Here is a 15,627-nt window from a genome sequence, read left to right on the forward strand (position 1 = left end):
ATTCACCTTTTACTCAACAGACTCGCTTAATCACACGAGTTTTAAAACAGCTTCTAAGCATAAAACAGGAGGTAACACACGAACTGGAAAATGAATTTGGTTACATTGCGTTTGAACTGACTTTAGCTGGAGATGCCCAAGCCAATCAACGTAAATGAGATAGCATAAAAGCACGGATCAGAGCAGACAGTTCTGAAGGGCATTGACGACCACGGCTCAAGCCCATAATTTGTCATCGCGCAAAAAAACTCCCGAAGCGATACTGTCATCGCTTTGGGAGTTTGGATAGATGCGTGTGGATTTTTAGATATGAAAAACTGTTATCTCCAGTTGCTAAGAAATTCGACGCGATTTTTCATGTCTTCTGCGGTTAATTGACTAACGAGCTTCAATAAACACCGCATTCGTTCTCCTACTGAGTAGTGTTGCTGTAGAGAAAGAACCATTCCAGTATGGGATCGGTTTTGAGTAAGCCAGATATTATGAAGACGACAAAAATCACCGATATTGGAACTATATAATACTCTTTGTTGTGCTGTCGCAAAGCTTAAATGTTTTTCATCTGGCTGTTCAATCATGTCGGCATCGAGTGCCGTAATAATATCCACATCCCGACCTCTTAAAGCCCGAACCAAAGCCCTATCCATTGAATCTTCATCGAAATAAAAACGAATATTCACAAATTATCTTTCAGGGTCTGTTCGAATTGTCGCGCTTCTGCTTCTTCAGACGCGATATCGGCTTCTATTTCAGATTGATTGGCATGAAAATAGGCCAATGCCGCCTGCACTTGAGTTAGGGTTAGATGTTCCAAACGATCCGTGATTTCATCCGGTGTTAATCCCATTTGGTACCATCCCACAATACGCCGAACTGTCACCCCCGTTCCCGCAATGCGAGGTCGTCCTCCTCGTATATCATCCGAACGGACAATTAAAGTTTCAATATCGGTCAAAGTGCTCATATCGCGATCCTGTTGCTTTTTATACTCAACTTGTTGTTAAATATGGCTTGAAAGAGTTTTTTTATATCCACCTATTGCTCTTTCCCAAACCAAATATAGCCCATAATCGGAGTTTTTGCAATAAGGCGACAGACCATCTTTTTACATGATTTAGCTTTTTTTACTATATTGTCGTTGTTTTTTGTCATGTACAGGAGTTTTTTTTGCCTACTATTGTTCTTATTGGCGGCGGTACCGCAGGGCATGTTACGCCCAATATTGCGCTGTTGCCCGCTTTGCGCGATGCTGGATACGATGTGCATTATATCGGTACGCGGGACGGTATTGAGCAAGAACTGATCGCGCGGGAGGGCATTCCCTATTACGCTGTTCCCGCAGGCAAACTCCGCCGCTATCTGGATTGGCAAAATTTTACCGATCTGGCCCGCATCAAGTTTGGGTTTCTCAAGTCGCTGTTGCTTCTCGTTCGTATCAGACCCGATATCATTTTTAGTAAGGGGGGATTTGTTACGCCGCCCATTATCTGGGCTGCGTGGTTGCTGGGCATTCCCGTTGTGTGTCACGAGTCAGATCTCACACCGGGATTAGCCAATAAGCTTTCTCTTCCATTTGCAAAGCGCATTTGCTATGCTTTTGCTGAGACAGCTAAATATTTGCCCGCGGAGAAGGCGGTTCATACGGGTATCCCGGTTCGGACAGAGCTGGGAGATGGAGATGCCCAGAGAGGACGGGATTTGTGCGCTTTTTCGTCTGGGAAACCCGTTGTTCTCGTTATGGGGGGGAGCCTGGGGTCGCGTGCGATTAATGAGGCGGTTCGCGCTGCGCTCCCCGATTTGCTTGCTGAGTACCAGATTTGCCATTTGTGCGGGCATGGCAATCTCGATTCGGCTCTTGAACAGACCGAAGGCTACGCGCAGTTTGAATATGTCGCGGATGACTTGCCGCATCTTTTTGCAGCGGCCGATTTTGTTGTTTCTCGTGCAGGTGCTACCGCGCTTTTTGAATTTCTTTCGCTCCAGAAACCCGCGCTTTTGATTCCCCTTTCCCTGCAAGCCAGTCGCGGAGATCAGATCGATAATGCCAGGGCATTTCGAAATGCCGGTTATAGTCTCGTGCTTTCAGAAGAGGGGCTTACGCCGGATGTGCTTTGCAAAGCGATTCGCGATCTGCGCGATCAGAGCGACGCGCTCGGTCTGTCCATGTCCGATTGGCATGGGCGCGACGCTGTTGCGGAAATTCTCTCAATCCTCGCCGATTGTCTGAATAAGAATTGAGTTCTATGGCACAAGAAAGACATCCATCTGTTGAACCCACTCGATTTGTAAGAGAAGCTGTTACGCTGAAGTCCATTCTGGTGGGTATTGTGGTCATTCTGCTATCTGATGCCTATATCACATGGGGCATGTTGCATCTGGCTTCTCGTATGAATAAGTCCTATCTGCCGATGGGGCTGTTTTTTGTGTATGTGGTGCTGGTGTTGATAAATATCGCGTTTGACCGGGCAAAGAGCAGGTGGGCACTTTCTCAGGCTGAGATGCAAGTCGCGCTCGGTATGGGATTGATTGGGGCGTTTTTCCCATTTTTTGGTCTGGCGAGTTTTTTGCCTACGGTGATTGCGGCGCCTTTTTATCTGGATACGCCTGAGAATGGCTGGCGCGAGCTTTTGCACGAGCATATTCCCAGGTGGATTGTGTTGCATAATGAGGATGGAGCGGCAACGCTGTTTTACGAGGGGCTTGCGCCGCATCAGCCGATTCCGTGGGGTGCCTGGGTGGTGCCGCTTTTCTGGTGGGGGGCGTTGATTTTTGCAATTGGCTGGTTGACGTTGTGTATTATGGTGATTTTGCGTAAGCAGTGGGTGGAGAATGAGCGGTTGGAATATCCACTGATGAATGTGAGTATTAAGATGGCTGCCGGGTCAGAGGATGCAGAGGGTATCGCGCACATGGTTCGGCAGCGTGGGTTTAAGGTTGGCTGTTTTCTGGGCGCTATAGCTGTTTTGTGGAATATTGTGACGTTTTTTTATCCTTTGATACCGCGTTTGCCCACAACGCCAAATGCCGCCAGCTGGTTGCGCTGGATGGATGGCGCGCCGACGTTCTGGGTGCAGATCAGTATTTATATTATTGGTTTTGCGTATTTTGCGCGCGTGGAGGCGCTGTTCAGTTTTTGGGTGTTTTTTGTTTTGACGGGTATTGAGATGTCCGTGTTTGACCGTTTGGGCGTGGGGTCTTCTGTTGGGCAAGGGGGATTGGAGGCGGTTCGGTCTCAGAGTTTTGGCGCGTTTGTGATGATTGTGCTGGTGAGTTTGTGGATGTCGCGGGGGCATTTGAAGGCGGTGTTTCGGAAGGCATTTAAGGGTGATGCTGAGGTGGATGATTCGCGGGAGGTGTTGTCTTATCGGACGGCGGTGTTTGGTCTGGGGATTGGGCTTCTTTTTATGGGCGGATGGTTGCATCTGGCGGGTATGGAATTGAAGGTGCTGGTGCTTTATATGTTTTTTGCTGTGGTAGCCTATATCGGCCTGTCGCGGATAGTGGCTGAGATGGGGTTGCCCTATGCGAATATTTCGGATACGGCATTGAATTTTGCGCCTATTTATATTTTGGGGTCGCGTGCGATTTCAGCGCCTTCTATGGTGAGTCAAGGATTTATTTATGCGCTGTTCGCCACGACGCGCGGGTTTCTCGGTCCGCCTCTGGCACAGGCGCTGAAGCTGACGAGTGGTTTGAAGTTTCGGCGCAATCGCCTGATTGGTGCGATTGCGATTGCATTGGTGTTGGGGTTTTTCGTATCTATCGGCGATACGGTTTATACTGCCTATCGGCACGGGGGATATAATCTGGGGGGGTTGACGAGGGTGGCGGGCGTTCGGAATAATTATCAGAAAGCCGTGACGTGGATCAGAAATCCCCAACCGCCGGATTGGGATCGGCTCACGTTTGCCGGTTCTGGTATGGCGATTGTATTGTTGTTGACCTTTTTGCGATACCATTTTATCTGGTGGCCTTTGCCCGCTGTTGGTCTGGCACTGCAGGGTATGTATATGGCGCGTCGTCTGGTGTTTCCGGTTTTTATGGTGTGGATCTATAAGTCGCTTATTCTGAAGTTTGGGGGTGTTGGGATGTATCGCAGGGGGCAGCCGTTTTTTATTGGTTTGATGGTGGGCTATGCTTTTGCGGTGTTTTTTTCGACTTTGATCGATCATCTCTTTTTTTATGGGCACGGTCACGTTGTGCATGATTTTTGAGAAAAACCGATAGGAGGGAATCATGGGAAAGAAACGAATTAACAGATGTATCGAGCTTCTCGAGCAGGGCGAGTATCTCTATTATACGGGTGCTGGCCCTCTTACGTATGAGAATGGGAAGCAGCAGGCAAAGACGTGGGCGGATTTTTTGATGGTGGATTACGAGCACAGTCCGTTTGACGTGGTTGGTCTGCGTGCGTTTATGCAGGGGCTGGTGGATGGTGGTCCCACAAATTCGGGACACCGCACGCCGACGGTGTTTGCGACGTTGCCGTCCAATTGTCGCACGGTTCAGGAGGTTCGCGCCAATGCATGGCAGGTCAGGCATGTTTTGAGTTCGGGGGTACACGGTATTTTGCATACGCATGCGCGGCAGGCCGATGCGGTGAGGGCGTTTGTCGAGGAGTGCAGGTATCCGTTTCAGATAGCTGGACTGGATCGCGGTTTGGTGCAGGGTCAGCGGGGAGCAGGCGGTCAGGGATATGCTGCGGGTATCTGGGGTCTTAAGGGTCCGGAGTACACGCAGGTAGCGGATCCATGGCCGCTGAATCCAGATGGCGAGTTGATGCTGGGGCTTAAAATTGAGGATCGGGAGTGCGTTGCGAATGCCGAGTATATATGCAAGGTGCCGGGGCTGGCATTTGCGGAGTGGGGGCCAGGGGATATGGGTATGTCCTACGGTTTTGCCGATGCACACGATCCACCGTATCCACCGGTTATGGAGGAGGCGCGAAGTATTGTGAAGGGTGCGTGTGATGAGAATGGAATTCATTTTTTGTGTTCGTGGAAGGATTCTTCAAAGAGTGCGGAAGAGAATATCCGGTTTTTGATGGATTGGGGCGTCAGGATTCTCTCTGGCGGCGGAGAAGATCAGGCGAGAATTGGTCGTGCAATTTCGGGCAGGCAGATGCCTGTGTGAGATACGCTTGCAAAAAAACTGGGAATAATATTGCGTTGCTTGTCGAAAGTGTGTTGTAATTCCACCTTTTTCTTTTTATGCCTTCGGCGACTTCATTTTTTTGCGCGCCCAAAAAAATGAAGCAAAAAAAGGGCGCCCCTGCGGGGAGCTTGCACAGCGCAAACTGCTCAGGTGGATGGACGCTATGTGATGGCCTTCAAAGTTGGATGCAGACAAGAAGGATAGTGGTTGACGGAATAGCGCGCTGTGCGGAATGGCTTTATCTAATCGCTTTTTGTGATGGATAATTTTGTGATGGCTTATTTGAAGTACTGCGTAACATCAGCTATAAAAAATTTTAATTAATTTTTTTAAAGGGCCAATGAGTTTCAAGGGCGAATATGTAGAGATTGAGAGAAACTTGCTTGGCGACATTTATCAGGGCAAACTGCCTCTTGTCTGCCGTTGCCATGATTATAGTGTGAGGAATATATGACACAGGCTGGTGGTCCCGCTGCGATAAACGGATTTCTCTATCAGATCCTTCACCATATTGAATGGATAGCAGATGTCAGGTTGGAGGGAGCCGATCAAGAGGTAGAGAACGCTTGTCTTGTACTGGAGCCACGAAATGGTGGTGATGCACGGATGGAGGCACCTGACCAATATCTCGTCGAACAGTACAAGACGCGGGCCAACGGGACATGGGCACTCACTGACGTGGAAACTATCCTGCGTGATCTTCGCAAGGCTGTGCCGCCTTCGCTGCCAGCAAATGCCCACTATCGCTTCGTGACTGATGGACGTGCTGCCGAAAGATTAGGGGAGTTTAAGGATTTCCTGGACGCATTAAAGTCAGTAGAAGGGCCAGATTATCTGAATAATGACAAAACGAGAAAATTCAAAAACGGGCTTACTGTAACTGACCGGGAATTTTTCGACCATATAGTCAAGAAAACGCGAAGCGATGACCCCCAATTGCATGCCAATGAACGTGCTGTTGTCTTCCACTTGCTTTCCCACTTTAAAATGAAATTCTGTGTAACCAGTAGTGACCTAATCGAAAAAATTGAGGGAATCCTATGTCCTTACGTCACCAACCTTCGCGATGAGCGTGAAGTTCGGGAGCGTTTGGTTGGTCTCCTGCTGGAGAGATTAAGTAGGGGAGAAATACGGCTAAACTCTACCGATCTTGGTAGCTTACTACGAGAGGCTGGCCTTATTATAGAACGGCTTCGTAATCTAAATAGGCTTCCCGAAACTATGGCTGAGTTGAATCAGGCTCGTTTGGGTTCCATAGGGTATCAGCACGAGCAAGATGTGCGAGAGGTGCCATGCTGGCCGAAGGAGAAGCCGGTATTGCTGATTACCGGTGAGAGCGGTGTGGGTAAGACATGGCAACTTGGAAAGTACTTGAAAGAGTGTGTGGAAATGCGGAGGACCGCTACATTAATAGAAGTACATGGTGCCAAGACCACTGAAGACATCCTGACACAAGCGGCGCGTAATATCTGGCAAGAAGGTCTTGGCGAAACGTCTGACCAATCGCTAATCGCCATATCCAACTTCCTACCTAAAATTAAACCCGATATCCCTATTCCGTTGCTCACAGTTGTCGTTGATGGCATCCAAAAAGTCCATGTCGCTCGCGATCTCATCCGACAAAATTGGATGAAATGGGGGATGCGTCTGATATTAACTGTTCCGAAGAATATAGTAGATCGCGCACTTGAACGTCCTGATAGCAAAACCATACATGTGCATCGTATCGATGACTTCTCCGATAATGAACTTGATGAACTACTCAAGCGACATGGGCAGCGATGGGCGGATCTCCCTTCAGACCTGAAGAAGCTGCTTTGCAAACCCATTCTCGCGGGGATCTTCTTGGAACTTTCCTATACGTCATTCCCAGACGCGCCATGTAGCGAATATGAGATATTTGAAAAATACTGGCAGAAGATGGCAGCCGAGCCTTACGGTGGTGACGCTGGAATTGTAACGGCTCTTGCCGCCCATACGCATGAAGGCAAATCCTATCCACTTCCTCGACCAAAGTGGCAAAGGGTTGGACTGGATGATGAAAATTTTGCACGGCTTCAAGCTGCAGGCTGGCTGCGTAGCCCTGAACCTGGTGAGGTCGAATTTGTCCATGACCGCTTACTCAATTGGGCAGTGGCAAAATATCTTGCACGGAAATTTCAACGTAAGGAACTGTCTATTGATGAACTTTGTGATACATTAGTTGCCGAGAGCCACGGACATGAGGAGCGTCTCTTTCGACGGCTCGGCTATGTACCGATGGATACGTTTTGGTTATTGGCAGACGGGGATACACACTCTAAGACACTCGGTAAACTCGTGACAAAAATGGATAACCACATCTCGGAAGGTTACATCCATCGCCTGCCGACACTTGGGCAGCGGTCTGTTCCTATTCTTCTTGAGTTACTTAATAGGATTACCTCCGACTCGGATTCCGACTACAAAGTCAGTTTGATTCGCAAAGCCCTTGTTAATCTCGCCCAGCAAGAAGAAATCGAGTTGGAGGAGGTTACTGCATTACTGAACGAGCCGAACCCAACTCAGCGGTTCGTGGCGATGGCCGTGCTTGAAGCCGCGCCTGACCCTCGTCATCTCGATCGTTTATGGGAACTGCACCAACAATGCGCAGATGCACGGGATAACAACACAGATGGCTACAATATAGCAGATTACCAGACCAGCTTTGCAGCCTTGCAAGCTGGGATTAAGCAGTGTCCAAAGTGGCTCCGTAACCGCATCCTCGCTGCTGATAAGAATGGGGAAAGGATTGTTGAACTTGGATATCTGCTAAGTGGGCTTGAGCATTCCAATGCCCCCGAAATCTGGCAAGATACGTCCGATGTATTGATGAGTAAGCTTTTGCCAAATAATCCGCGAAGCCTCATCAATTGTATCGCACGTTTTGGAGATAGTGAGAAGATTGCCTTTGTAATTGAACACCTGTCGTGTTCGGAAGATTTTGCAAGCTGGGCAGCTTTTAGAGCGTTGACAATTCTTGCTCCGCAGGAGGCTATTGACCGAATCATTGAGGTTGGGGAAAGTGACCTGTATTTAATACGCAATGAGTGGCTTCCGCATCTTTTACGAGTTCATCCTGAACAGACACGTCAGAGAATTTTTGAGATCGCCCAATCTGATCCGAAGAAGGGATACCGGCTAATTACCAACATTTTTTGGGAACGACCGAATGAACTGGATGAGGCCATGCTGCGATTCGTACTTCGTACTCTTGAGACAGACCTGCTTGATATCAGGGAAGCCTTCACAGAAGATCCCCCTATACTCTATCATCCGCTGGAATTTCTCAGTCGTATTTCCTGTCCGAAACTCTTAAAAATATTACAAAATGAGGCGGGCGGCGAATTGGAACGACTGATTGTCGAAGTTGCATTTAGCCGACTGCATACGAACGATGGTTACTTCGATCATATCTTGGAAAATGCTCGCCGTATCCTGATCCTCATAGAAGGCCAAGGCATTACCACTCTAATCAACCGTGAGTTGGCATCCGAGCATTTCTGGGTACGACACGGCGGGTTGAAATGGGCCTTCATCCGTCTCGACGATAGTACTATAGAACAGCTTGCCGCTATCGCACAACGTCCCATTCCCCGTGACGCTAATGGAAAGCCTAAACCTGAATTCTCCCAGGAATTTTACCAAACCCTGACTGCCCTTGCAGTATTAGGAGCTGATCTGGTTCTGGTTGAAATACTAACAGAGACACTAACGCAGACTGACGTAGTGGATATGCTGCCAATTCATTTGGCCAACCTTCGAGCACACTGTGACCCAATGCCAAAAGATCTGACCGATTCCGCACTACGGATACTGCAAGATACGGCACTATCCGAAGATTTGTTACTACCCTCTCTGGTGATTGCTTGGCTAAGTGCCGATACTGATTTTATCCCAACCGTGCGTAAAGTTCTTGAGCGGACAGACCCAGAGAGCCAAATCGCAAAATATGCTTGTATAGCTCTCCGAGAACTTGGTGATCAATCGGATGACTTTGCGCGGCTGGCTGAGCAATTGGCTCAGACGAAAGAGAATGCCGATTGGGGCCTGAATGCCTTGATCGGCCTAAAAAATGGGCTGGATTTTCTAAAGAACTGGATACAAAGTCCAAGTAACCCGGATTATATTGGCAGAGTAATTCGCACCCTTTACCACTATGCCGAAACCCGGGAATTTGCTGTTGATGCTGCTGTGCATCGGTGTCTGAATAGCAGATTCACGCTTCATCCACTTTACGACATCGCCGCCGAATCGGACAACTCCGACCTACGGAAGCAAATCCTTGAAGTGGCTTTCGCTGAACGTGCGCACGTGACTGTGGAGCCGCTTAGAGCTATTCAGGGTCTGGCAAAATTCGATGTTGCTCGCGCTATAGAAGCAATTGAATACGGGCTTAAAGTTCATCCAAATATCGAACGGGATTTATGCCTTCTCCTTGTACGCATTGCGCCTGAGACGGCAGTGGAGAAGCTCCTTGACACTGTAATTACAATCGAAAGGAAGTCCTTGATTCCTGCGGTGGGACGGGCATTACGCCGGCTTGACCCAACAATTGTTGCTCCATCTATCGTCGAGCGAATGTCTATTGCATTGAGTAGCGGACGAGAATCCGTAGCCGAGGTGGCGGGATGGTTACTCATTCCTGAGATCACTGAAGCGTTGGGCCGTCTCGCCGAACATGAACATGATAGATTGTTAAATGTCCGCCGCGTTGCGTTAGATGCGCTAGAACGTCAGCGTCGGGAGCAAATGGTCTATACACTTCTTGAAGAATTTTCATACGCTAAGCCAGCACATCAATGGGCAATACTTGTCGCGATACTGGAAGTCGCTGATCCCTATCTGCTTACTGATAGCGCTGATCCGCTATGGCTTGGACGGATTTTTAAGGAAGGTGTTCCTGATGCTTTTGTGTACCACGCTAAAGAGGTACTTAGGGAGCGAAAGAGGAAAGAAGACTAATGACTTGTACACGACAGAATCTGTTTTTTTGGACTACCTTAAGTGAAGGGGGTGCATAAAACAAAAAGGATACAATAGATTAGCCCAGATTGGCTAAAACCATTCCGCACAGCGTGTGAGTCCGTCTCGCAGAGGACATCTTTATGCTATTCCAACTGTGTAGGCCATTGTATGGTGTATTATCACAGAAGCGATTTGCGCTGTGCTAGCCCCTCGGCGTTTGAGAGCGGCATTTTTTGCCTACTTTTTGTCGCTGGTGACAAAAAGTAGGTCGCCGAAGGCATAAAAAGGAAAATAGTAAAAAGACTTTATACATCGTTGTACCACCTTATAATTATGCACACCCTGATTAAGAATAAAAAATATTCAGTTTCTAATGGGTTGGGGTGTTAGAATTATCTCCGTAGGAGTGCCCGGCCACGCAATTTATACCTGTTTATCGGTAGTTTCAAAGGGTTCTAAGGAGAGTTTATGAAACAACCAAATATTCTGTTCATTTTTAGCGATCAACACCGCCACGATGTGCTCGGGTGTGCCGGACATCCGCTGGTTCAGACGCCGAATCTGGATCGGCTGGCAGATTGGGGTATGCGTTTTGAGCGGACGTGGACGCAGTGTCCGGTTTGTATGCCGTGCAGGGCTACGATGATTACGGGGCGATATACGCATGAACTGGGGTTTACGTCTAATGTTACGGCTGATCGCGGGGATACGGTTGATGATAGTCCTTTTAAGCCCGCATGGCCGACGATTATGAAGCAGTTGCAGGGCGGAGGGTATGAGACGGCGTCGATTGGCAAGACGCACTATCACGGCCGGCCCGGTTCTCAGGAGGCGGGAGAACGCGGGGAGATTTTTGATACGCGGCAGTTTGGGGATTTTGTGAAGGGCTTTGGGTGGGATTATGTGATGGAGGAGTACGACCGGTACGGACACGTTCAGAGCCATGTGAAAAGTCCGTATATGGATTTTCTCGAGGCGCGGGGTCTTCTGGAGGCGCATCAGGAACAGATCAAAGGGATTTACAGGCTCACGCCCACGCACTGGCGGGGCGAGACGAGTGTGTTGCCCCAAGAATGCGAGTTGTCCAGTTTTATTGCCGATCACGCGATGGATTGGCTGCAATCGCGCGATTCTGAGAAGCCGTTTTATCTCCATCTGGGTTTTGTGCAGCCGCATGTTCCGCTGATGGATGACCCGATTTGGGCGGATTATTATGCGGATGTGGATATTGAATTGCCGGATATGACGATGCCGAGCGCCACGAATGAGGTTTGGGCAGGAAAGGTCAAACGGCTCAAAGCGCATTCACAGGTCCAGACGATGACGGATGATTTTGTGCGCGAGGGCATCAGGCATTATCTGGGCGCTGTTTCTCTGGTCGATCAGAAGATTGGCGAGGTGATTGATACGCTGGATGCGTTGGGGGAACTGGACAATACGTGGATTATTTACAGTGCGGACCACGGCGAGATGCTCGGCGAACACCATTTATGGGCAAAGCACTGTTTTTACGAGGGCTCGGTTCAGGTTCCGCTGATTGTCAGTCCGCCAGATCGCAAGAGCAGAGGGGTTTGCGATGATCTCACGCAGTTGATCGATGTGGTTTCGACAATTGCAGAGATTGGGCAGGTGACACCGCCGGAGGGTGCCCGCGGGCAATCACTGTTGCCGTTGTTGGAACGCGGTTCTGGCGGGTATGAGTATGTGTTTTCGACGATTGAGGATTGGACCGGGGTGCGGAATGAAGCCTATCGCTTTACGCTGCATGTTCCAACGGGGACGCCCTGTGAGTTGTACGATCTAACAAGAGATCCGGGCGAGTTGAATAATTGTGTGGAAGATCCCGCTTATAGGGAGATTGTGGATCAGCTTAAAGCGGTCGTTTTGGACCATCGCGCGGGTTGAGGTCTGTACAGATGAGTGAACAGGCAGAGATATTGATATGGGAACAACAATGGATATTTCGGACCACATTAGCAGTTTGAAGAAGGTGCTGACCAGTCTACCAGACTCTGGTCCTGATGGCTTTGAGGGTCTGATTAGAATTACATTGAGTGAAATTACCGGAGTCCATTTTAGACTGGCTGGTAGCACCTTACAATTCGGAGTTGATGGTAAATCAGACGAAGGCATCGCCTTCGAGTGCAAATGCTATGTCGGGCCGGTAAAGCCGGATGCTGTGATGTCAAAAATGGGTGACCTCTCAGCAAGAGACGACGTTGACCTTTGGGTACTCTGCGCTACTTCGCCGATTAACAGTCAACTTGTAGATAGAGTACGCAAATCTGGTGAGAATTTGGGAATATCTATCCTAATTTTTGACTGGTCTGAGGACGATCTGTCACCTTTGGCCGTTGCACTGACGATGGCTCACGGAAAAGTTGAGAAGTTTCTCAGTAGTCGCATCAATAAACCGGCCTCGGTTGAAAAGTGTATTGCCGCATTCGCTGCCATTGAAAACGACTCGGCATTTGAGAGTCGTGAGGAGGGAATACGTACACAACTTCAAGAATCAATACTTGGAATGTCCACCGCGCGTAAGGCCAATACCAAATGGTTGACTGAGACTTTTTCCAACAAACAGTTGGCGAGACAGCGGTTTGGTCAATCCCTCGCACCTCGGGATGGGACAAACAAAGCGGTTCTTCTCCGTGACAACCTTGTCGCCGAACTGAGCCTATTTCTAACTGGCGAACCGAATGGAAAAATCCTCTGTGTCCTCGGCGACGAAGGAAACGGCAAATCATGGCTTGTTGCGCAAAGCTGGCTTTTGGTTGAAGAGAAACCGCTGATGGTCGTCTTGAACCCGAACGCATTTGCCGACACTGCTGAAGAAAATGATGTGCAGGAATTGCTGATTTCGGCATTGATCAAACAGACAGGCGGCCAAGAACTAAGTTCCACCAAGAAGAAATGGCTTAGGGTGTTTCGTCAATGGCAGCTTCCCTCGGTGCCAGAAGAAGTCCGCTTGGTAGTTCTCATTGATGGTTTAAACCAACGGCCAGAAAAAGATTGGGCTCTAATTCTCGAAAAATTCAGTGCTAAATTGCACCAGATAAGCGGTCAACTGATCGTGACTGCACGAACACCATACTATCGGAGCCGCGTCCAAAGACGTCTCACTGTCGCTTCCAAAGAGTGGGAAATTCCAGAATGGACTGAGTGTGAACGTGACAGGATTCTTGCGGCCTGCGGGATAGTAACCGCAAATCTTCAGCCGAATGTCGCCGCTTCACTTCTCAATCCCCGCCTTCTGGGAATCGCGCTCGACCTTTTAGAGAGTGCCGATATCGCTTGTCTGGAAGAACTCAATGTTAGTCGTCTTCTCTTTGAGCACATTTGTGCGAGCGACCGGTATGCACCGGTACTGCAACCTGTCGACGAATTCGTCCAAGAGCTTCGGACACATGCGGAAAAAGTAATTAAACGAATAGATACAAACCAAGAGCGTGGTCTCGTAGTCTTTGACCAGAATCTCAAAAAGCTCAATGCAGTTACAGATGGTCGCTTTTACCATTCCCTCAAAGGCAACCGATATACGCTGAAAGAAGACGGCTTGACACTGGCTCTCGGATTTGCCGTGATTGATCGTCTCCAAGTCGCTTTATGTGAGAACCATGATCTCAATGATGCACTGGAGAAAGTTATTGACCCCATCGCGGCCTTGGACATGACTGCGAGCGTCATTTTTGCGGCTCTCACGGTGACTTGCATCGACAACGAATATCCCGATGATTTTGCCACCGCTCTTATCCAGACGTTTGCCAATCTACAGAACCCGGCGGATGAGACCGAATTCGCCTCATTTGCTCATCTTGCGAGAATTCGCCCCGCCCCGTTCATGAAAGCTGCACGCGATCTTTGTCTATCTAGTGGCTACCAAATCAACTTTGATTGGATTCAATCTGCACTGATTAAGGCTCGAGCAGACAGCAATGCATGGAACACGATATTCGAAGATGTCAAGACTTGGCTTTCCTATTACACACCGCTGGCAGAGGGAGACGCAACTCAAGATATCTCTGAAACTTTAAAAAAGAAAAAAAGAAAAAAAGAAAAAAAGAGACAGAAAAGCCTTGGATCTAAGGTACGCGAGAATCTACAGGCGTGGGGAGAAAAGTGGGAAGGGGAATTAAAAAAGGAGAAGCAGCAGAGAACCCAAAAAAATATAGAGGCATTATCGGAAGCCGAAAAAAAGATTCTATCTAAATTAACAGAAATGGATAGCGAACTGAACACGCTTTCACGTTTTGCATTTATTCTTCTCGCAGGCAGACCGATTGAGCCTGCTGCACAAGCTCTCGTGCAATGGAGTTTCGCCAATACACTCAATACCGACCTCATGCCCCCAAACCACGAATTCAGACACCTTGTTCGGTTCAATCAAGTCGACTGGTCCGATGCCCGTAGCGCACTGTTAAAAGAAGTCGAGGTCTTGCGACAAAATGAGATTTCGGACACGGGCAAGTGGGCACTTGTCAATGTCCTGCGGGCGACAGGTAACCCTGAAGATGCCAAATATGCAAAGATATTGGTGGACGAACTTACCAAGGATCGTCCTCATTTTCCTGGTTGGCGACGTGTGGAGAATTATTGCGCTACTGACCCTTGTGATCCGAAATCAGAAAAGCCCGATAATGTGAAGCAAACGGCACAGAACTATAAAGACATTGACGTTTCGCAGATTTGGGTAAGTAGGAGTCAGACCTCGGCAGGTCTCTTTCTTACCAAGGCGCGGTCGGGGATGGCTCGTTTTGAATCCCAAGTCGCTATTGCTAAGCAAAGGGAATTCACACGAGATGTTATGCAGCGAAAGGGATCGCTTCTGCTATTAGGATTATTGGGATTGCGGGAACATAATGCACTTCTGAGTAGAGGACAAGGACTTGCGTTCGCGAATTTGCAAGAAAGCGAATACACAGACGAAAGAGGTCTTTCTGAGCGAGACAGATGGCTTATCTCTGAGGATCGTCTCTTCCTCGCATTTCCGTTTCTAAGTAGCTCAGAACAGATAGATTCTCTGTTATTCGCCACTCAAGAAGGTGGTATCTTTTACAGACTTATGGACAAGCTTATGGGTGTCGCAAAACCTATAGAAGAGACTGTATTCGACAATCTTTTGGAATTGGCCTGCCAAAAAGAGGATGAACATGCACAATACGTGCTTCTGAGATTTGCAAAAGAGACGGCAACACCAATCTCTACGAAGTCTCGTGAACATATTGCTTGTTTGTTGAAAGCGCAATCTAAACGGGTTCGCGAGCAGGTTTTGGGTATCATTTTCCAGCTTGACGATGTCAACCTTCTTGCTAACGTAGTCCATAGTGGCTGGCAGACTTCGGAGAGCGACCAGACTGATGAGGGGGTGTACGGTTCAGCAATACTAACCCAAGCAGCCGCGTATGGCATCATCGAGTACAGACAGCCCGCTGCCCGTATGTCATCCACGCACTATCGCCGCGCGGACCACCTCCGCAGCCCGCCACC

8 protein-coding genes are annotated in these 15,627 nt (G+C 48.7%); 6 read left to right on the forward strand and 2 right to left on the reverse strand.

Annotation, left to right across the window (positions count from 1 at the left end):
- Positions 1 to 320: 320 nt before the first annotated feature.
- The gene (locus tag OXH16_09075; protein MCY3681539.1) at positions 321 to 680 is read right to left on the reverse strand and encodes a DUF5615 family PIN-like protein; all 360 of its coding nucleotides are present in this window, start codon (positions 678 to 680) and stop codon (positions 321 to 323) included.
- On the reverse strand, positions 677 to 964 hold the full coding sequence (locus tag OXH16_09080) for a DUF433 domain-containing protein (GenBank protein ID MCY3681540.1): 288 nt from the start codon (positions 962 to 964) through the stop codon (positions 677 to 679). The genes OXH16_09075 and OXH16_09080 overlap by 4 nt, the downstream gene beginning before the upstream one ends.
- 203 nt (positions 965 to 1,167) lie before the next feature.
- On the opposite strand from OXH16_09080, the gene OXH16_09085 reads away from it, so the two are divergent.
- The 6 genes from OXH16_09085 to OXH16_09110 form a co-directional block, all read left to right on the forward strand.
- Positions 1,168 to 2,238, forward strand: a complete 1,071-nt coding sequence (locus tag OXH16_09085; GenBank protein ID MCY3681541.1) for an undecaprenyldiphospho-muramoylpentapeptide beta-N-acetylglucosaminyltransferase — start codon at positions 1,168 to 1,170, stop codon at positions 2,236 to 2,238.
- Between the two features lie 5 nt (positions 2,239 to 2,243).
- Complete coding sequence (locus tag OXH16_09090) at positions 2,244 to 4,214, forward strand: hypothetical protein (protein MCY3681542.1); 1,971 nt, start codon at positions 2,244 to 2,246, stop codon at positions 4,212 to 4,214.
- 22 nt (positions 4,215 to 4,236) lie between these two features.
- A complete protein-coding gene (locus OXH16_09095) occupies positions 4,237 to 5,133 on the forward strand; it encodes an aldolase/citrate lyase family protein (GenBank protein MCY3681543.1) in 897 nt (298 codons plus the stop codon).
- A 471-nt stretch (positions 5,134 to 5,604) separates the two neighbouring features.
- Positions 5,605 to 10,137 (forward strand): hypothetical protein, encoded by a 4,533-nt coding sequence (locus OXH16_09100; GenBank protein MCY3681544.1) that lies wholly within the window; start codon positions 5,605 to 5,607, stop codon positions 10,135 to 10,137.
- Positions 10,138 to 10,608: 471 nt separating this feature from the next.
- Positions 10,609 to 12,045 (forward strand): sulfatase-like hydrolase/transferase, encoded by a 1,437-nt coding sequence (locus OXH16_09105; GenBank protein MCY3681545.1) that lies wholly within the window; start codon positions 10,609 to 10,611, stop codon positions 12,043 to 12,045.
- Between the two features lie 37 nt (positions 12,046 to 12,082).
- The coding region (locus OXH16_09110; GenBank protein ID MCY3681546.1) for a hypothetical protein at positions 12,083 to 15,627 on the forward strand (3,545 nt) is incomplete at its 3' end.

The organism is Gemmatimonadota bacterium (assembly GCA_026705765.1).
In the GTDB taxonomy this organism is placed as follows: Bacteria; Latescibacterota; UBA2968; order UBA2968; family UBA2968; genus VXRD01.